The sequence below is a fragment of the Bacillus sp. 22-7 genome (genome assembly GCF_010628845.1).
GTDB classification, from domain to species: Bacteria; Bacillota; Bacilli; order Bacillales; family Cytobacillaceae; genus Cytobacillus; species Cytobacillus firmus_B.
Genome location: NZ_NJQY01000017.1, coordinates 73,472 through 91,545, shown reverse-complemented (window position 1 = coordinate 91,545; position 18,074 = coordinate 73,472). Strand labels below are relative to the sequence as shown.

15 protein-coding genes and 1 riboswitch are annotated in these 18,074 nt (G+C 42.2%); of the genes, 13 read left to right on the top strand and 2 right to left on the bottom strand.

Features of this window, described 5'->3' with window-relative positions; genetic code table 11:
• Positions 1-6 precede the first annotated feature (6 nt).
• Complete coding sequence (gene rnhC / locus CE058_RS15090) at positions 7-945, bottom strand: ribonuclease HIII (RefSeq protein WP_163143735.1); 939 nt, start codon at positions 943-945, stop codon at positions 7-9.
• Positions 946-1,246: 301 nt separating this feature from the next.
• Between rnhC and zapA the strand changes: the two genes are divergently transcribed.
• The 13 genes from zapA (at position 1,247) to CE058_RS15025 (ending at position 17,401) form a co-directional block, all read left to right on the top strand.
• Positions 1,247-1,513: a cell division protein ZapA gene (gene zapA / locus CE058_RS15085; protein ID WP_009333202.1), complete on the top strand. Its 267-nt coding sequence runs from the start codon at positions 1,247-1,249 to the stop codon at positions 1,511-1,513.
• Between the two features lie 2 nt (positions 1,514-1,515).
• Entirely contained in the window at positions 1,516-2,058 is a 543-nt protein-coding gene (locus CE058_RS15080; RefSeq protein ID WP_048011925.1) for a CvpA family protein, read from the top strand.
• Between the two features lie 341 nt (positions 2,059-2,399).
• Positions 2,400-4,118, top strand: coding sequence for a DNA polymerase/3'-5' exonuclease PolX (polX, locus tag CE058_RS15075; RefSeq protein WP_163143733.1), 1,719 nt, complete (start codon positions 2,400-2,402; stop codon positions 4,116-4,118).
• Positions 4,119-4,148: 30 nt separating this feature from the next.
• Positions 4,149-6,506: an endonuclease MutS2 gene (locus CE058_RS15070; RefSeq protein ID WP_163143731.1), complete on the top strand. Its 2,358-nt coding sequence runs from the start codon at positions 4,149-4,151 to the stop codon at positions 6,504-6,506.
• Between the two features lie 64 nt (positions 6,507-6,570).
• Positions 6,571-6,978: a DUF350 domain-containing protein gene (locus tag CE058_RS15065; RefSeq protein WP_048011928.1), complete on the top strand. Its 408-nt coding sequence runs from the start codon at positions 6,571-6,573 to the stop codon at positions 6,976-6,978.
• A 350-nt stretch (positions 6,979-7,328) separates the two neighbouring features.
• Positions 7,329-9,032: a long-chain-fatty-acid--CoA ligase gene (locus CE058_RS15060; protein WP_163143729.1), complete on the top strand. Its 1,704-nt coding sequence runs from the start codon at positions 7,329-7,331 to the stop codon at positions 9,030-9,032.
• 489 nt (positions 9,033-9,521) lie between these two features.
• The gene (locus tag CE058_RS15055; RefSeq protein WP_048011930.1) at positions 9,522-10,106 is read left to right on the top strand and encodes a fatty acid metabolism transcriptional regulator FadR; all 585 of its coding nucleotides are present in this window, start codon (positions 9,522-9,524) and stop codon (positions 10,104-10,106) included.
• A 39-nt stretch (positions 10,107-10,145) separates the two neighbouring features.
• The gene (locus CE058_RS15050) at positions 10,146-10,919 is read left to right on the top strand and encodes an enoyl-CoA hydratase (protein ID WP_048011931.1); all 774 of its coding nucleotides are present in this window, start codon (positions 10,146-10,148) and stop codon (positions 10,917-10,919) included.
• Positions 10,920-11,184: 265 nt separating this feature from the next.
• Positions 11,185-11,958 carry an electron transfer flavoprotein subunit beta/FixA family protein gene (locus CE058_RS15045; RefSeq protein ID WP_163143727.1) on the top strand — a complete coding sequence of 258 codons (774 nt, stop codon included), beginning with the start codon at positions 11,185-11,187 and terminating at the stop codon, positions 11,956-11,958.
• A 40-nt stretch (positions 11,959-11,998) separates the two neighbouring features.
• Positions 11,999-12,976 (top strand): electron transfer flavoprotein subunit alpha/FixB family protein, encoded by a 978-nt coding sequence (locus CE058_RS15040; protein WP_163143725.1) that lies wholly within the window; start codon positions 11,999-12,001, stop codon positions 12,974-12,976.
• Positions 12,977-13,147: 171 nt separating this feature from the next.
• Entirely contained in the window at positions 13,148-13,462 is a 315-nt protein-coding gene (gene trxA, locus CE058_RS15035; RefSeq protein ID WP_035330252.1) for a thioredoxin, read from the top strand.
• Between the two features lie 423 nt (positions 13,463-13,885).
• Positions 13,886-15,679, top strand: a complete 1,794-nt coding sequence (gene uvrC, locus CE058_RS15030) for an excinuclease ABC subunit UvrC (RefSeq protein WP_163143723.1) — start codon at positions 13,886-13,888, stop codon at positions 15,677-15,679.
• 120 nt (positions 15,680-15,799) lie between these two features.
• Positions 15,800-15,979, top strand: a riboswitch (Lysine riboswitch).
• Between the two features lie 192 nt (positions 15,980-16,171).
• Positions 16,172-17,401 carry an aspartate kinase gene (locus CE058_RS15025; protein ID WP_163143721.1) on the top strand — a complete coding sequence of 410 codons (1,230 nt, stop codon included), beginning with the start codon at positions 16,172-16,174 and terminating at the stop codon, positions 17,399-17,401.
• A gap of 63 nt (positions 17,402-17,464) precedes the next feature.
• Here CE058_RS15025 and CE058_RS15020 read toward each other — a convergent pair whose 3' ends face one another.
• The gene (locus CE058_RS15020) at positions 17,465-17,914 is read right to left on the bottom strand and encodes a YslB family protein (protein ID WP_163143719.1); all 450 of its coding nucleotides are present in this window, start codon (positions 17,912-17,914) and stop codon (positions 17,465-17,467) included.
• Positions 17,915-18,074: the final 160 nt, after the last annotated feature.

Here is an 18,074-nt window from a genome sequence, read left to right as displayed (position 1 = left end):
TCATTATCAGTTATATTTCCTGTTATACAGCTTCATTGCCTTTTCAGTATTCGCAAAGTGCAGTTTTACAAAAGAAGGCAATACCTCTCGTCCTTTTTCCTTGATAAGCCGGGCAGCCGACTCATCAACCTTAGGACCTGCACCTTTAGTGAGCCGAAAACCGGCCTTTGTGCTCAGGTTTTCAAAGTGGCGCACAAATGCATACCGTGCCAGGATGGATGCTGCTGCAACTGCCAGATGAATTCCTTCAGCTTTTGTACTGAAAAAGACACGCTCCCTCTGTATGGTCTGCTGGTTTTTCAAATAGTTGAAGTAAATCTCTTCCTTGGCAAATTGGTCAATCAGAATGGCTTCAGGCTTTTCAGGAGAGATTTTCCCTAATACATGCCCGATTGCCTGATTGTGCAGCAATGCTTTGATTTTCCCCTGCGACATCCCTGATTGCTGAAGTTTATTATATTTTTCATTATGCAGTGTTAACAGGCTGTGGGGAACGATATCTTTGATCTGCTTTGCGATTTCAATGATTTTTTCATCTCCCAGATTTTTTGAATCCTTAACTCCAAGCTCCTTCAGCAAAGGAATTTGATCTTTCTTTACGTAAGCTGCAACCACCGTAATGGGGCCAAAATAATCCCCGGTACCCACTTCATCTGAACCAATAACAGAAAGGGAACTGATATTTTCAGGCAGGCTGGCTGCGGCAGGGCTGGTTTTTTTGCTGGGCTGTGCACTGCGGGCGGTATCTCCCCACTTTTTAGCCTCTGCTTCACATCCGCTCCCTTGGAAGAGAACCTTTCCTGATTTATAGGCAGTGATCGAACATCCTGGCACTTTTGCAGCAAATACGCTTCCTGGTGGCTGCTTGTCATTTAGGCTGCCTGAATAATGGGCCTTCATTTTTGAGATTTCACTTGTTTTTTTTAAAAGTACTACCTGGCTCATATTAATTCTCCTCATCTTTAATAACTGTTTGAATCTGCTGCTTTTTTTTGGAAGTAATACAAAGCTTTTGAACTTGAATAACTGTCTAGCTCCAGCGCCTACCCCCTCGAGGTCACAAGCCAAACCTCCCAAAAAGGCAAAGAACGCCTTTCCGGGCGGCTCGTCTTGTGCTTGTCGGGGGTGGGCAAGGCGCTTCCGCTTTTCTTAAGAACTGAGCTCATCTGACATGCTTTGACTTCCCACCAATATGCGTTCGTGTTATGATATTGATTAGGATTCTTTAAAGAAGGGGGCATGGACGTTGTCAGAGATACAAAGAAACCGAACAAGTGTAGATATTTATGGACAGCAATATGTAATAGTTGGCTCAGAAAGCTCCAGCCATGTTCGCCTTGTCGCTTCGCTGGTTGACGATAAAATGCGTGAGATCAGTTCGAAGAATCCTTCACTCGACATTAGTAAGCTGGCCGTGCTGACCGCAGTCAATGCAGTTAATGATTATATAAAGCTAACAGACCGTCTGGAACGGCTGGAAAACGAATTAAATAGAGTAAAGGACGGAAAGTAGTCATGCTGGATCTTGCAATTATCATTATTTTGGTTTTTGGTTTTTTAATAGGCTTGAAAAGAGGGTTTATCCTCCAATTAATTCATTTGACCGGATTCATTATTGCTTTCATTGTTGCCCGTATGTATTACGGTGAGCTTGCGCCTAAGCTGACCTTATGGGTGCCATATCCAAGCTTTAGCAGTGACTCGGCGATTAAGACGTTATTTGAGAATGGGGATCTTGAAGATGCTTACTATCGCGCCATTGCATTTGTCGTGATTTTTTTTGCGGTAAAAATATTACTGCAGATTATTGGAAGCATGCTCGATTTTGTTGCCCATCTTCCGGTCCTGAAACAGCTGAATGTTTGGGCTGGCGGAATTCTCGGATTTATCGAAGTCTATCTTATCATGTTTATTCTATTATACATAGCAGCACTCGTTCCAATCGAAGTCCTGCAGGGGCCGATCAATAATTCATTTATGGCAGAATTAATGGTTAAGAATACGCCTGTTCTCTCTAACCAGCTCAAAGAAATGTGGGTTGAATATATGGCTGCGTAACTTCTCTATTTCTAGAGAAGTTTTCTTTTTGAAAGACTGTTTATAAGTTTTGTGGATTTAAATCTACAAACCAGCTAATTCAACTGAGTTGGTTGGAGCGGAGGATGCTTGATCCTCGAAAATGCGTGCGGTGTTGCTCAGGGAAGGTTATTCAATGTCCTGCGGGAGGCTCCCGTTCCTCCCCGCGGAAAGCAAGTATCCGCAACGGAAAACAACGGGCAATGTTAAAAGGGAAAATAACTTATTTAAGTAAGAGGCTTTAGAGATAGCCATGATTTGAAGTTGCACTGCAAAATAAGAGATAATACGGATACGAATACAGTTACGGGCAGGTGGTTTTCATGAGTATAAATAAAAAAGATGTTGTCAGACTTTTAGAAACAATCGCTGTTTATATGGAGTTAAAAGGAGAAAATCCGTTCAAAACTGCCGCCTTCCGAAAAGCGGCACTCGCACTTGAATCAAATGATGAAAGCTTGACTGAAATTGATGATTTTACAAAGCTATCCGGCATCGGAAAAGGAACCGCTGCTGTTATAGAGGAGTACATCAAAGAAGGTAAGTCTTCAGTTCTGGATGAACTGAAAGAAGAAGTCCCTGCCGGATTAATTCCTCTGCTTCAGCTCCCGGGACTTGGCGGCAAGAAAATAGCCAAGCTATATAAAGAGCTGGGTGTCGAAAATGCTGCAGACCTTGAGGAAGCGTGCCGCAATAAGAAGGTCCGGGGACTGGCAGGCTTCGGGGAAAAATCTGAAGATAAGATACTCGCTGCCCTTGAAAATGCAGGAACCAGACCGGAACGGCTCCCGCTTGCATTCATGCTGCCGATAGCAGAAGGCATAGAAGCAGCCCTGGCTGAAATGAAGGATATAGAAAAGTATTCAAGGGCAGGAAGCTTAAGGAGAATGAGGGAAACAATCAAAGACCTCGACTTTATCATAGCTACTGACAATCCTGCTTCTGTCAAAGAACAGCTATTAAGTCTAGCCGGCATCAAAGAAGTAATTGCTGCAGGAGATACAAAGGTTTCCGTTGTCTTTCAGCACTCCTATGATATATCGGCCGATTTCCGATTAGTTGAGCCGCATGAATTTGCCACAACACTTCATCATTTTACTGGATCAAAAGACCATAATGTCAGAATGCGCCAGCTCGCAAAAGAGCGCGGGGAAAAAATCAGTGAATATGGAGTCGAAAATACAGAAACAGGTGAAATTCTTACGTTTAATAATGAAGAGGAATTTTACGCGCATTTTGGGCTTCCGTTCTTCCCTCCTGAAATTAGGGAAGATGGGAAAGAAGTAGATGAATATACGCAAGACATGGAGCTCATTTCTCTTGAAGATATTAAGGGTGATCTTCATATGCACTCAACCTGGAGTGATGGCGCTTATTCCATAGAGGAAATGATCGAAGCGTGCCGTGCCCGCGGCTATAAATACATGGCTATAACAGACCATTCCCAGTACCTGAGAGTGGCGAACGGTTTGACAGCCGAAAGGCTTCGCAGTCAGAAAGAAGAAATAAAGCAGCTTAATGAGCAATTCGATGATTTCACCATATTATCAGGGGTAGAAATGGATATTCTGCCTGACGGATCGCTCGATTATGACGATGAACTTCTGGAGGAGCTGGACATTGTCATTGCTTCCATCCATTCTTCTTTTTCACAGCCGAAGGAAAAAATCATGGCCCGCTTGAAAACGGCGCTGCAGAATGCCCATGTTGACATTATTGCCCACCCTACGGGAAGATTGATCGGCCGCAGGGAAGGCTATGAAGTAGACATGGAAATGCTCATCGAGCTCGCCAGGGAAACAAATACAGCCCTTGAGCTGAATGCAAATCCGAACCGGCTTGATCTTGCTGCCGAACATATCAGACAAGCTCAGGAAGCCGGTGTGAAAATAGTTATTAATACAGATGCACATAAAATAGACACTTTAAATCATATGGAAATCGGTGTTTCTGCGGCAAAGAAAGGATGGATCAAGAAAGAATCCGTTCTAAATGCCTTAGAAACAGAAGATTTGCTCAAATTTCTGAGAGAACGCCATTAAGAAAATTGAGCATGAAAGGGGAAAGTCCTCATGCAAGAAAGAGTATTGAAGATACTTGAGTTCAATAAAGTGAAGGAACAGCTGCTGGAACATGTTTCTTCATCCTTGGGAAGAAAAAAGGCCTTAAATATTCTTCCTTCAACTGACTATGAAGAAGTAATCCGCAGGCAGGAAGAAACAGATGAAGCCGTAACAGTGCTTAGAATTAAAGGGAATGTACCGCTTGGCGGCATTTTTGATATCCGCCCTCATGTGAAGCGGGCGGTTATTGGCGGAATGCTTAGTCCCCAGGAACTTAACCAGATATCCAGCACGATTCATGCAAGCAGGCAGATGAAACGATTTATCGAGGAATTTGCCGAGGAAGAAAGCAGTCTGCCGATCCTGTTGGGATATACAGATAAAATTATTGTTCTGGCCGATTTGGAAACATCTATCCGCAATGCGGTCGATGACAATGGGGAAGTTCTTGACAGTGCGAGCGAGACTCTCCGTTCCCTTCGAAATCAGCTTCGTACAAAAGAATCGCGTGTAAGGGAGCGGCTGGAGAGCATGATTCGGTCTTCAAACGCACAAAAAATGCTTTCCGATGCGATTATAACGATCCGAAATGACCGGTTTGTCATACCGGTTAAGCAGGAATACCGGGGCCATTATGGAGGCATAATCCATGACCAAAGTTCATCCGGCCAGACATTATTCATTGAGCCCGCGTCCATTGTTCAGCTGAACAATGAATTACAGGGCATCAGGGTAAAAGAACAGCAGGAGATTGAACGGATTCTTATAGCGCTATCAGGACAGACAGCTGAGAATAGCAGTGAACTGGAAACCATTGTAGATGTGCTCGGAGAAGTCGATTTTACGTTTGCGAAAGCCAGATACAGTAAACGCATAAAAGCTTCCAAGCCAAAAATTAATAATCAAGGGAAAATTTCATTATTCAAAGCCCGGCATCCGCTAATTCCAATTGATGAAGTGGTGGCAAATGATATAAAGCTGGGAGATGATTATTCAACCATAGTCATAACGGGACCTAATACCGGCGGTAAGACAGTTACCTTAAAAACAGTAGGGCTTTGCACATTGATGGCTCAGGCCGGTCTGCAAATTCCGGCGCTTGATGGTTCTGAAACGGCTGTCTTCGGAAATGTTTATGCTGATATCGGAGATGAGCAGTCAATTGAACAAAGCTTAAGTACCTTTTCTTCTCATATGGTTAATATCGTGGATATTCTTAACCAGGTTGATTTCAATAGTCTGGTTTTATTCGATGAGCTTGGTGCAGGCACAGATCCGCAGGAAGGTGCAGCTCTCGCGATTTCCATTCTTGATGAAGTATACAAGCGGGGTGCAAGAGTTATTGCCACAACTCATTACCCTGAACTGAAAGCCTATGGCTACAACAGAGAAGGAGTTATCAATGCCAGTGTAGAATTTGATATTGAAACGCTAAGCCCAACCTATAAGCTGCTGATTGGGGTTCCGGGCCGAAGCAATGCTTTTGAAATATCCAAACGGCTTGGGCTCAATGATCAAGTGATTGAGACAGCACGATCTTATATCGGAACAGATACAAATCAGGTTGAGAATATGATTGCTTCACTGGAGGAAAGCCGCAGACAGGCAGAGGCTGATATGGAAGAAGCCAATGACTTTTTAAAAAGCGCTGAAAAACTCCATAAAGATCTGCAAAAGCAAATGGCTGAATTTTATGAGCAAAAAGATGCTATGCATGAGAAGGCTGCAGAGAAAGCAGGCGATATCGTTGAGAAAGCCAAGGCTGAAGCAGAAGAGATTATCCGTGACTTAAGAAAGATGCGGATGGAGAAACATGCTGAAGTGAAGGAACACGAGCTAATTGAAGCAAAGAAACGCCTCTCAGATGCTGCACCCCAGATGAGCACAGCCAAAAATAAACTAAAGCCCAAGAATACTAAGCACGTTTTTGAAGCAGGAGATGAAGTTAAAGTTCTGAGTTTTGGGCAAAAAGGACATTTGCTTGAAAAGGTGTCTGAGAACGAATGGCAGGTTCAGATTGGTATCCTGAAAATGAAAGTGGCCGAAAAGGATCTGGAGTACATTAAAAGCCCAAAACCTGTGGAAACAAAACCAGTGGCAACGGTGAAAGGAAGAGATTTTCACGTCAGCCTTGAGCTTGATTTACGGGGCGAGCGCTATGAAAACGCGCTCTTAAGAGTCGAGAAATATTTAGATGATGCCCTGCTGGCTGGATATCCCCGTGTCTCAATCATTCATGGTAAAGGGACCGGTGCATTGAGGCAGGGTGTTCAGGAATATCTGAGAAATCACAAATCTGTAAAGAAAATCCGGTTTGGCGAAGCTGGAGAGGGCGGTACAGGGGTTACAATCGTTGAATTCAAATAAGCTTCCCTTCCCCTTATGATTATTCAAAGGGGAAGGGGATTTAATACCGGCGGGGAGAATATAAATGAAAGAATTTTGGGAAAATGAGTTTATCCAGACAGCTGCTTATTACAGTGTTGTCATTTTGTGTATGATTGTTTTTTTAGCCGTTTTTGAATTAGTCACCAAGTATCGCAATTGGGACGAAATAAAAAACGGGAATCTTGCTGTAGCGATGGCGACCGGCGGGAAAATTTTTGGGATCGCCAATATCTTCAGGCACTCCATTATGCATAATGATACCTTGCTGACAATGATTACCTGGGGAGTTTTTGGCTTCTTTCTTTTGTTAATAGGCTATTTCATATTTGAATTTTTAACACCAAAGTTTAGAATAGACGAAGAAATTGAGAATAATAACAAAGCTGTCGGCTTTATTTCTATGGTGCTGTCAATCGGTTTGTCTTATGTCATTGGTGCAGGTTTAGTATAAGGAGAGAATTAACATTGGAAAAGTTAGCAAAGGTTCTGCTGGTTCTTAGCGGATTATTTCTTCTTATTGGGGCCATTTATATATTTTTCATTGCATAATGTTTTTGTGAAATAGGGAAATGAAGAAATCGCCAATTCATATGGCGATTTTTTTTATTTTATTCATTAGAAGAATATTACAGATAGAGTGGACAGCCTATGCAAAAATTTCTTCCTAAGTGGAAGGTCTTATTCTAATTGTCATAGATCCAGCATTATATTATAATAAGAACGAACAGTTAGAATGTTCAAAAAGTTTAGTAGGAGGATATCGCTTTTCTGAAGTTTTAGCAAGAATGAAGGAGGGACAAAATGGCAGAAGCAAAACCATGGCTTAAGCAATATCCGGAAGAAATCCCCTCAACTTTGTCATATCCAAAACAGCCGGTACAGGATTATTTGAAAAATGCTGCAGAAGAATTTCCGGAAAAAATAGCAATCCACTTTATGGGGAAGGAATTCACATATAAATATATATACGAATCTTCCCTGAAGCTAGCTGCATATTTGCAGAGTCTTGGAATTCAAAAGGGAGACCGTGTAGCGATCATGCTTCCGAATACTCCTCAGTCCGTTATCAGCTATTACGGAATTCTGATGGCTGGCGGGATTGTTGTCCAGACAAATCCGCTGTACATGGAACGGGAACTGGAATATCAAATGAAAGACTCAGAAGCAAAAGCGATCATTACAATGGATATCTTATTTCCCAGAGTGACCAAAGTGATGCCGCATACAGAATTGAAGCATATAATTGTAACGGCAATCAAAGATGCACTTCCATTCCCTAAAAATTTAATATATCCTTTTATCCAGAAAAAACAATATGGAATCGTTGTTAATGTAAAGCATGAAGGTCATAATCATTTGCTGACAGAAATATTAAAAAGACCGGCTGAGCCTCTTAGAATCCATGACTTTGATTTTGAAGAAGACTTGGCATTATTGCAGTACACAGGCGGCACGACCGGTTTCCCTAAGGGTGTCATGCTATCTCACAGCAACCTGGTATCCAATACAGCGATGTGCAAGGCCTGGCTTTATAAGTGCAGGCGCGGCGAGGAGACGGTGCTTGGCATACTTCCATTCTTTCACGTGTATGGAATGACAACAGTCATGATTTTATCTGTAATGGATGCGCATAAAATGGTCCTCCTCCCGAAGTTTGATCCCGAAACTACCCTGAAAACCATTCATAAACAAAGGCCGACCTTATTTCCTGGAGCACCTACTATTTATATTGGGTTATTGAACCATCCGGATATAAAAAAATATGATCTATCTTCTATAGACTCCTGCATTAGCGGATCTGCTGCCCTGCCAGTTGAAGTCCAGCAGAAATTCGAAGAAATAACAGGAGGAAAGCTTGTAGAGGGCTACGGTCTGACTGAATCATCACCTGTTACACACGCAAACTTTTTATGGGACCGCCCCCGCGTCAAAGGCAGTATAGGTGTCCCATGGCCTGATACAGATGCAGCAATTTTCTCACTGGAGACAGGAGAAGCACTTCCGGCAGGAGAAGTTGGCGAAATTGCGGTTAAAGGGCCTCAGGTAATGAAAGGCTATTGGAACCGCCCCGAAGAAACGGACCAGACCTTAAGAGATGGCTGGCTGCTCACAGGTGACCTGGGCTATATGGATGAGAAGGGATATTTCTATGTAGTGGACAGGAAAAAGGATATGATTATTGCAGGAGGATTCAATATTTACCCGCGTGAAATAGAAGAAGTACTATATGAGCATCCAGCAGTACAGGAAGTGGTTGCTGCCGGAATACCGGATCCTTATCGCGGAGAAACAGTAAAAGCTTATATTGTGCTGAAGGAGGGAAAAGAGGCAACGGAAGCTGAACTGGATCAGTTTGTAAGAAAGCATCTGGCAGCTTATAAGGTTCCACGGCTATATGAATTCCGCAGAGAGCTTCCTAAGACGGCAGTTGGAAAAATACTGAGAAGGGCATTAGTGGATGAAGAAAAGAAGAAATTTAAAGAAGAAGAGGAAAAGCGGGCTTAGCTTCAGAGACCGATTTTCAATCGGCTCTTTATTTTTGAATCAATAAGCTTGTCCAGATATAAAGGAAATGTAATAATAAAATATATTTAAAGGGAAATTCTTGACACAAATGAATTGTCCTACTATTATAAAAATATGAATGATTATTCATTCATTTTAATTTAAAAATAATAAACCAAGTGGATTGGCTGATCCCGGCAGCAGGAAAGGAATTTACCCGCACTGCTGCCTGTTAGAAATCAATGCCCCGTTTATCGCAGTCTAACGGGCAGTAAGACCCCCACTTCAAGACTCAGAGGAATCAAAGGAGGATAAGTGGGGTCAAACTGCCCGTAAAGGCCCGTAAAGAAGAACAAAGACTAAGAACGCCACGTCCTGTGGCCACGTCTTTGTGACCCACTTCCTGTGGGCCTCAACTAACAATCAGTGGGGGTTAAGGAACCCCCCCACTGATTGAAGTTTCACTTTATTCTGAAAGGAGGGAGCCACATGAAAAAAACAAAGCCTAAATACCGGCAAATTATTGATGCTGCTGTAGTTGTGATCGCTGAAAACGGCTATCACCAGGCTCAGGTATCAAAAATTGCCAAACAGGCTGGTGTCGCTGATGGCACGATCTATTTATATTTTAAAAACAAAGAAGATATATTAATATCCCTCTTTCAGGATAAAATGGGCTACTTTGTTGAGAAAATTGAGGAAAAAATTGCAGGAAAAGAGAAAGCTGCAGAGAAACTATTAATGATGGTAGAATCGCACTTTAAAATGCTCTCGGAAGACAAGCACCTGGCAATTGTAACCCAGCTCGAGTTGAGGCAGTCAAATAAGGACCTGCGCCATAAAATTAATGAGGTGCTCAAAGGTTATCTCACTTTAGTGGAAAGGATTCTTGATGACGGCAGGGAGAGCGGCGAATTCTCAGCTGATCTTGATATCAGGCTGGCGCGTCAGATGATTTTTGGCACTATGGACGAAACAGTGACTACATGGGTAATGAACGAGCAGAAATATGATCTTACAGCATTGGCAGGACCTGTTCATAAACTTTTAATCAGCGGGTGCGGAAAACCTTGAAAATGTTAAAGTGCTCAATAATATAGTAGGAGGGATACGATGGAATACCTTAAATGGTCCCATAACGACTTCGTAGCAACGATTACAATTGAACGTCCGCCTGCGAATGCTCTTTCATCAGGTGTATTAAAAGAGCTTTCAGCTGTTCTGGATGAAGTTGAAGATAATAGTGAAGTTAGAGTTATTCTAATTCACGGAGAAGGCAGATTCTTTTCAGCAGGAGCTGATATAAAAGAATTTACAACTATTGAAAGCGGAGAGGATTTTTCAAGCTTAGCGACCTATGGACAGAATCTCTTTGAGCGAATGGAAAAGTTCCCTAAGCCAATTATTGCAGCCATTCATGGTGCAGCACTTGGCGGAGGCCTGGAGCTTGCGATGGGCTGTCACTTCCGTCTTGTAGCTGAAAACGCAAAGCTCGGTCTTCCGGAGCTTCAGCTTGGATTGATTCCCGGTTTTGCCGGAACTCAGCGGCTTCCCCGCTATGTAGGCACTGCTCGTGCAGCTGAAATGCTGTTCACAAGCGACCCGATCACCGGGCTTGAAGCAGTTCAATATGGTTTGGCTAACCATGCCTTTCCTGAGGAGCAGCTTTTGGAAAATGCCTATAAGATGGCAAAGAAAATAGCGAAGAAGAGCCCAGGCTCAATTAAGGCAGCTATTGAGCTATTAAACTTCGGAAAAACAGGACAATTCTACGAAGGTGTAAAGAAAGAAGCGGAATTGTTTGGAGAAGTATTTGTATCTGAAGATGGGAAGGAAGGCATATCTGCATTTATTAATAAGCGGGAGCCAAACTTCACCGGAAAATAGCAGTTAAAAGAATTGAGCTGAAAGATTACATTCATTCTAATAATCTATTATAATAGACATGTAAGCGTTTGATTTAATCTTCAGAAGATTCATTGGTTAAATCATGGTCTGTGAGCGAGCGCCCGCTCAATTTTAAAATAAGCGGGCAGTTCCAAGCAGATGAACCTTTCTGTACGCATTAAATATTTTCAATCTTTCGAAGTGAAGAAATGTTTTAATTAATGGCTTTGTTATATGACAATGCTTAATTACTAGGAGGGAAATCATGAACATCTACGTATTAATGAAGAGAACATTTGATACTGAAGAAAAAATTACAATCTCCGGCGGCAAAATCAATGAAGATGGCGCTGAATTTATCATTAATCCCTATGATGAATATGCAATTGAAGAAGCAATCCAGGTTCGTGATGCGAATGGCGGAGAAGTAACAGTTGTTTCTGTGGGAACAGAAGAAGCTGAAAAGCAGCTCCGTACCGCTCTTGCGATGGGTGCCGATAAAGCTGTTTTAATAAATACAGAAGATGACGTTGAGAATGGGGATCAGTTCACGACGGCAAAAATCTTATCTGAATTCCTGAAAGACAAAGAGGCTGACTTAATCATTGCTGGGAATGTAGCAATTGATGGGGGCTCCGGACAGGTTGGACCGCGTGTAGCAGAGATTTTGGGAATTTCATATGTAACAACGATCACTAAGCTTGATATTAATGGCAGCTCTGCCACAGTAGTGCGTGATGTTGAGGGGGATTCAGAAGTAATTGAGACATCTCTTCCATTATTGGTCACTGCCCAGCAGGGTCTGAATGAGCCTCGCTATCCATCCTTGCCAGGAATTATGAAGGCGAAAAAGAAGCCTCTTGATGAGCTTGAGCTTGACGATCTTGATCTTGATGAGGACGATGTTGAAGCTAAGACAAAGACAATTGAAATCTATATGCCGCCTAAAAAAGAAGCAGGAAAAGTTCTTGAAGGCGAATTGGAAGATCAAGTTAAGGAACTGGTGAAGCTTCTTCATACTGAAGCTAAAGTTGTCTGATCATCATAACTGATTAATAATAACGCAGGGGGTAAAACATATGGCTAGAAAAGTATTAGTGTTAGGTGAAGTCCGTGACGGTTCATTGCGTAATGTATCCTTCGAAGCTGTTGCAGCCGGTAAGACTGCATCAGAAGGCGGAGAAGTTGTAGGAGTTTTAATTGGTGATTCTGTAAGCGCTTTAGCTAATGAAATGATTCACTATGGTGCTGACCGTGTTGTAACTGTTGAAGATGAGAAGCTGAAGCAGTATACGCCTGATGGTTTTTCACAGGCTCTAATGGCTGTGATTGATTCTGAAAGTCCGGATGGCCTTATTTTTGGGCATACAGCAATGGGGAAAGATCTTGCTCCTAAAATTGCTGCCAAGCTTGAGTCTGGTTTAATCTCTGACGTAACAAGCCTTGAAGAAGCAGGCGGCAATCTGGTCTTCACACGCCCGATTTATTCAGGAAAAGCTTTTGAAAAGAAGATTGTGACAGATGGCCTTCTTTTTGCCACAATACGTCCAAATAACATAGCTCCTTTGGAAAAGGATGAATCAAGATCAGGAGATGTTGCTTCTGTTGCAGCAGAAATCAAGGATCTTCGCACAATCATTAAGGAAGTTGTCCGCAAAGCGAGTGAAGGCGTTGACTTATCCGAAGCTAAGGTTATTATTGCCGGCGGCCGCGGTGTTAAGAGCGAGGAAGGCTTTGAGCCATTAAAAGAGCTTGCTTCTGTTTTAAACGGAGCTGTAGGTGCATCACGAGGAGCTTGTGATGCTGATTATTGCGACTATTCACTGCAAATTGGACAAACGGGTAAAGTGGTAACACCAGACCTGTATATTGCATGCGGTATCTCCGGAGCTATTCAGCACTTAGCGGGTATGTCCAATTCCAAAGTAATCGTAGCGATTAACAAAGATCCGGAAGCCAATATCTTTAAGGTAGCTGATTACGGTATTGTCGGAGACCTGTTTGAGGTTGTTCCACTGTTAACAGAAGAGTTCAAAAAGCTTAAAGTAAACGCATAAAGTACAAATGGGCGGCAGATGGCCGCCCATTATACATAAAGTCCATAATAAAGAAAGCGAATAATCTGCTTTACATAGGGTAAATTACGATCGAGCAGATTATTCGCAACATAGTATAAACGATGATATACTGTCGTTAGTATTTGAGTTAAATTTTAGGAGGCATATCAAATGGCTATTACACACGCAACTGACCAAAATTTCACTGCTGAAACTGGTTCGGGATTAGTATTGGCAGATTTCTGGGCTCCATGGTGCGGCCCTTGTAAAATGATCGCTCCTGTATTGGAAGAACTTGATTCTGAAATGGGCGATAAAGTCAAAATTGTAAAAATCGATGTTGACGAAAACCAGGAAACAGCCGGCAAGTTTGGCGTAATGAGCATCCCAACTTTGATCGTACTAAAAGACGGTGAAGTGGTGGATAAAGCGGTTGGCTTCCAGCCGAAAGAAGCTCTTGCTGAATTACTTTCAAAGCATGCTTAATCTATAAGAAATTTCCCGGTGTCCCATGCGGACATCGGGATTTTTTTATCGCAGTCTAACGGGCAGTAAGACCCCCGCTTCAAGACTCAGAGGAAACAAAGGAGGATAAGCGGGGGTCAAACTGCCCGATCTAGCTGCGGCTCCTAGGGGCTCGAGGTCATAAGCCAATCAGCTGATGGGAAGAAAAGCACTCCCCACCATCTGCNNATTGAAGTTTCACTTTATCATGTGTGTTTAGCAGTTATGCTGCAGGTTTACCAGCTGATATAATAAGATGGGGATGCAGTGCTTTTATTATGCAGACTAAGCTTCATGACCAGCTTGTATGCCAAGTGATTATGAAAATTTTAAATTAATGTTATATAAAATCTTTCCTAAGGAAGCCTTTCAATTAGAAAAATATAACCTGGGAGGTGGAGTGCCATGAATGAAACGATAAAAAATAAACTGATGCTGCTGCCTGCGCAGCCAGGCTGCTATTTAATGAAAGACAGGCAGGGGACCATCATCTATGTGGGGAAAGCCAAAATTCTCAGAAACCGGGTCAGGTCCTACTTTACAGGCTCACATGACGGGAAAACATTAAGACTTGTTAATGAGATCGTGGACTTTGAGTACATTGTCACATCTTCAGATATGGAAGCATTGATTCTTGAGATGAATCTGATCAAGAAATATGATCCCAAATATAATGTAATGCTGAAGGACGATAAAAGCTACCCTTTTATCAAATTGACGGCCGAACGCCATCCCCGTCTGATAACAACCAGAAAAGTAAAAAAAGACAGGGGAAAATACTTTGGCCCTTATCCCAATGTGCAGGCTGCCAATGAAACAAAAAAGCTGCTCGACCGTATTTATCCTCTCCGCAAATGTTCAACTCTTCCGGACAGAGTTTGCCTTTATTATCACTTGGGCCAATGTCTTGCACCTTGCGTAAAGGAAGTAAGTGCAGATCAATATAAGCAAATGACAGATGAAATTGCGAAATTCTTAAATGGCGGATACAAAGAGATTAAAAAAGAACTTACTGCAAAAATGACAGCCGCTGCAGAAGAATTGGACTTTGAACGAGCAACAGAGCTCAGAGATAAAATTGCCCATATAGATGCAACGATGGAAAAGCAAAAAATGACGATGACAGATTTTACAGATCGGGATGTATTTGGCTATGCGGTTGATAAAGGGTGGATGTGTGTCCAGGTCTTCTTCATCAGGCAGGGCAAGCTGATCGAACGGGATGTATCAATGTTCCCGATTTATAATGAGCCGGAAGAAGAAATTTTAACGTTCCTCGGCCAGTTTTATACTAAAGCAAATCATTTTAAACCACGTGAAATATTGGCACCCGATTCCGTTGATGCAGTCATGGCAGAACAGCTTCTTGATGTGAAAGTGCTAAAACCGCAGCGCGGGCAAAAAAAGGACCTGGTGAAGCTTGCTTATAAAAATGCAAAAATTGCTCTCCAGGAGAAGTTTTCTTTAATAGAGCGTGATGAAGAACGGACTATTAAAGCTGTTGAAAATCTGGGTGATCAGCTTGGAATTTATACTCCTCACCGGATTGAAGCATTTGATAATTCAAATATCCAGGGGTCGGATCCCGTTTCTGCCATGATCGTCTTCATTGATGGCAAAGCGGAGAAAAGAGAGTACCGAAAATATAAAATAAAGTCCGTCAAAGGTCCTGATGATTATGAATCCATGAGAGAAGTCACCCGACGCAGATATACAAGAGTACTGAAAGAAGAACTGCCGCTTCCGGACTTAATCTTGATTGATGGAGGAAAAGGGCATGTTGAAGCTGTAAGGGATGTGCTGGAAAATGAACTCGGTCTGGATATTCCGATTTCTGGCCTGGTGAAGGATGAGAAGCACAGAACTTCACAGCTTTTATATGGTAATCCGCTTCAAATTATTCCACTTGCAAGGAACAGCCAGGAATTCTACCTGCTGCAGAGAATTCAGGATGAAGTTCATCGCTTTGCAATTACTTTTCACCGCCAGCTTCGCGGAAAAAGTGCCTTTCAGTCTATTCTGGATGAAATTCCGGGCATAGGCGAAAAGCGAAAGAAACAGCTGTTGAAGGCCTTTGGGTCTGTAAAGAAAATGAAAGAGGCATCAATTGAGGAGTTTAAAAAAATAGGCATTCCTGCGATTGTTGCAGAGGAGTTAAAGCAGAGGCTTGAGGAACAAAATGGAAACTCTGAGTCTTAAATGGATATAGACATAAAAAGTCAGACATGTTATACTAATTGAAACTTTATATCAATATCACTTTATAGCGATAAAGCGCATGTCCATATGTTTAAACTGAACTATTGGACATAATCGTTAAGTGAAGGTAGAGGTGCGAACTTCATCAGTAAAAGCTTGGAGAAGAATGAGCTTCCATGAAAAGCTTTGAAAGGGTATGTTCGCCGAAGTGGAGAAAATCTCATCATTTTTTCTGCTGGTTTTGCATTGAATAAATGCAGGATTGTCAGGACATTGCCGTCCTGGAGAGCTATCTCACTGTGTTTGCTCACATATACATTTTGGCTGCACAGCAATGGGATAGTTAAACTATTCCATTGCTTTTTTTATTGCCCAAAAGGGGTATTTTAGATTTAAGGCCATTGTCAAATACAGCCGAGTGGACTGTCTTGCTTCACTTACATAGGACGGCAATTCATAAAATTACGAGTTCTTTAGAAAGAAGGGAAAGCTGTGGGAATCATAGTGCAGAAATTCGGAGGCACCTCCGTGGGGACTGTAGACAGAATACAAAATGCCGCTAATCGGGTAATTGAGGAAAAAAACCGTGGAAACGATGTTGTTGTGGTTGTTTCGGCAATGGGCAAAACGACTGATCAGCTGGTTGGCATGGCAAGGGAGATTTCCCCATCACCAGATAAAAGGGAAATGGACATGCTGCTTACAACCGGCGAACAGGTGACCATCTCTTTATTAGCAATGGCATTAAATGCGAAAGGGCATCACGCTGTTTCTTTTACAGGGTGGCAGGCAGGTATTAAAACAGAAGCAGTCCATGGTAATGCGAGGATAGTAAATATTGATCCAGCCACCATTCAGGGGGAGTTAAATCAGGGGAAAATTGTAATTGTAGCAGGCTTTCAGGGGATGACAGAAGATGGTTCAATTACCACGCTTGGCCGCGGAGGATCTGATACAACTGCTGTTGCACTGGCTGCAGCACTTAAAGCTGATAAATGTGATATTTATACGGATGTTACAGGTGTGTTTACAACCGACCCCCGCTTTATAAAGAATGCCAGAAAGTTACATTCTGTGTCCTATGATGAAATGCTTGAGCTGGCCAATTTGGGGGCTGGAGTGCTCCATCCAAGAGCGGTTGAATTCGCTAAAAACTATGGACTTCCGATTGAAGTGCGTTCAAGCCTTGAAAAGGAAGCCGGAACAATCATTGAGGAGGAAGTAAAAATGGAACAAAATTTAGTGGTGCGCGGTGTGGCTTTTGAAGATGACATAACAAGAGTAACAATCATTGGTCTTCCTAATTCACTGACTGGGCTGTCTACTATTTTCTCGGCGCTCGCCAAAAACCACATTAATGTCGATATCATTATTCAGAGCATGACAGAAGCTCAGACAACTAACCTGTCCTTCTCAATTAAGAATGAAGATCTGACGGATACAGTGAAAGTTTTAGAAAAGCATAGAGATCAATTAAATTATGACCGCATTGAGTGGGAATCAGGGCTTGCAAAGGTTTCAATTGTCGGCTCAGGCATGATTTCAAATCCGGGTGTGGCTGCAGAAATGTTCGAAGTGCTTTCAGCGAATGAAATTCAGGTGAAAATGGTAAGCACGTCAGAAATTAAAGTATCAGCGGTTGTGGAAAACAGTAAAATGATCGATGCTGTTGATGCTTTACACGAGGCATTCAAGCTGTCTGTTTCTGCTGTTAAGGCTTAATTCCGAAGCTATAAACAATAAGCTATCAGAAATTGATAGCTTATTGTTTGTACGTATTAGATGTTACTCAGCAGGATCCTTTTTATCCCACTTCACAGTAATAAGGATTTTGCCGGTTTTCTTGCGGGGATGTTCAAATGCCTCACAAATAACTTCTTTTTGAAATTCTATCTGCTGGGCTATAAAACCAGCTTCGAGCTGAAATGTGCAGTTATTGTTTTTTTGCAAGCGGCCAGCAATCAGCGGGCTTGATAATATCATTTCAAGTTCATGTTTAGATTCGTTTGCGATGGAAAGGTTGCCCCAGCCGGCATTTGTGAAAAATTCGGCAATCTGTCCGGCTGTTTCCAGAGGATACATGCGTGCAAGCCTTTTGCCGGCCCAATATAAAATTTCGGGTGCTTCATTTCCTAAAAGGTCATGCAAAAGAACTGCCCGGATTAGTTCATACCCAAATACCGGTACAGACTGTATGTGATCTTCATTAGATTTCGCAGATGCTAATTCGCTCAATAGTCTCCCCTCTTTCTATGATTCTATTATATACAATATGCTTGGGGAGTTAATATCAATTCAGTAAAAAATAGAACGATTTGCATAGAAATAATTACTATTTCAGTATATTGGAGACCGGCAATTAGGTCATATTGAACCGCAGGATAATATATGTTTT

Excerpts from the sequence above, each read along its gene's own strand:
- CE058_RS15055 (WP_048011930.1), top strand. The coding sequence starts at position 9,522 with ATGAAAAAAACAAAGCCTAAATACCGGCAAATTATTGATGCTGCTGTA.
- CE058_RS15070 (WP_163143731.1), top strand. The coding sequence starts at position 4,149 with ATGCAAGAAAGAGTATTGAAGATACTTGAGTTCAATAAAGTGAAGGAA.
- CE058_RS15065 (WP_048011928.1), top strand. The coding sequence starts at position 6,571 with ATGAAAGAATTTTGGGAAAATGAGTTTATCCAGACAGCTGCTTATTAC.
- CE058_RS15045 (WP_163143727.1), top strand. The coding sequence starts at position 11,185 with ATGAACATCTACGTATTAATGAAGAGAACATTTGATACTGAAGAAAAA.
- CE058_RS15080 (WP_048011925.1), top strand. The coding sequence starts at position 1,516 with ATGCTGGATCTTGCAATTATCATTATTTTGGTTTTTGGTTTTTTAATA.
- CE058_RS15040 (WP_163143725.1), top strand. The coding sequence starts at position 11,999 with ATGGCTAGAAAAGTATTAGTGTTAGGTGAAGTCCGTGACGGTTCATTG.
- trxA (WP_035330252.1), top strand. The coding sequence starts at position 13,148 with ATGGCTATTACACACGCAACTGACCAAAATTTCACTGCTGAAACTGGT.
- CE058_RS15060 (WP_163143729.1), top strand. The coding sequence starts at position 7,329 with ATGGCAGAAGCAAAACCATGGCTTAAGCAATATCCGGAAGAAATCCCC.
- rnhC (WP_163143735.1), bottom strand. The coding sequence starts at position 945 with ATGAGCCAGGTAGTACTTTTAAAAAAAACAAGTGAAATCTCAAAAATG.
- polX (WP_163143733.1), top strand. The coding sequence starts at position 2,400 with ATGAGTATAAATAAAAAAGATGTTGTCAGACTTTTAGAAACAATCGCT.
- CE058_RS15050 (WP_048011931.1), top strand. The coding sequence starts at position 10,146 with ATGGAATACCTTAAATGGTCCCATAACGACTTCGTAGCAACGATTACA.
- uvrC (WP_163143723.1), top strand. The coding sequence starts at position 13,886 with ATGAATGAAACGATAAAAAATAAACTGATGCTGCTGCCTGCGCAGCCA.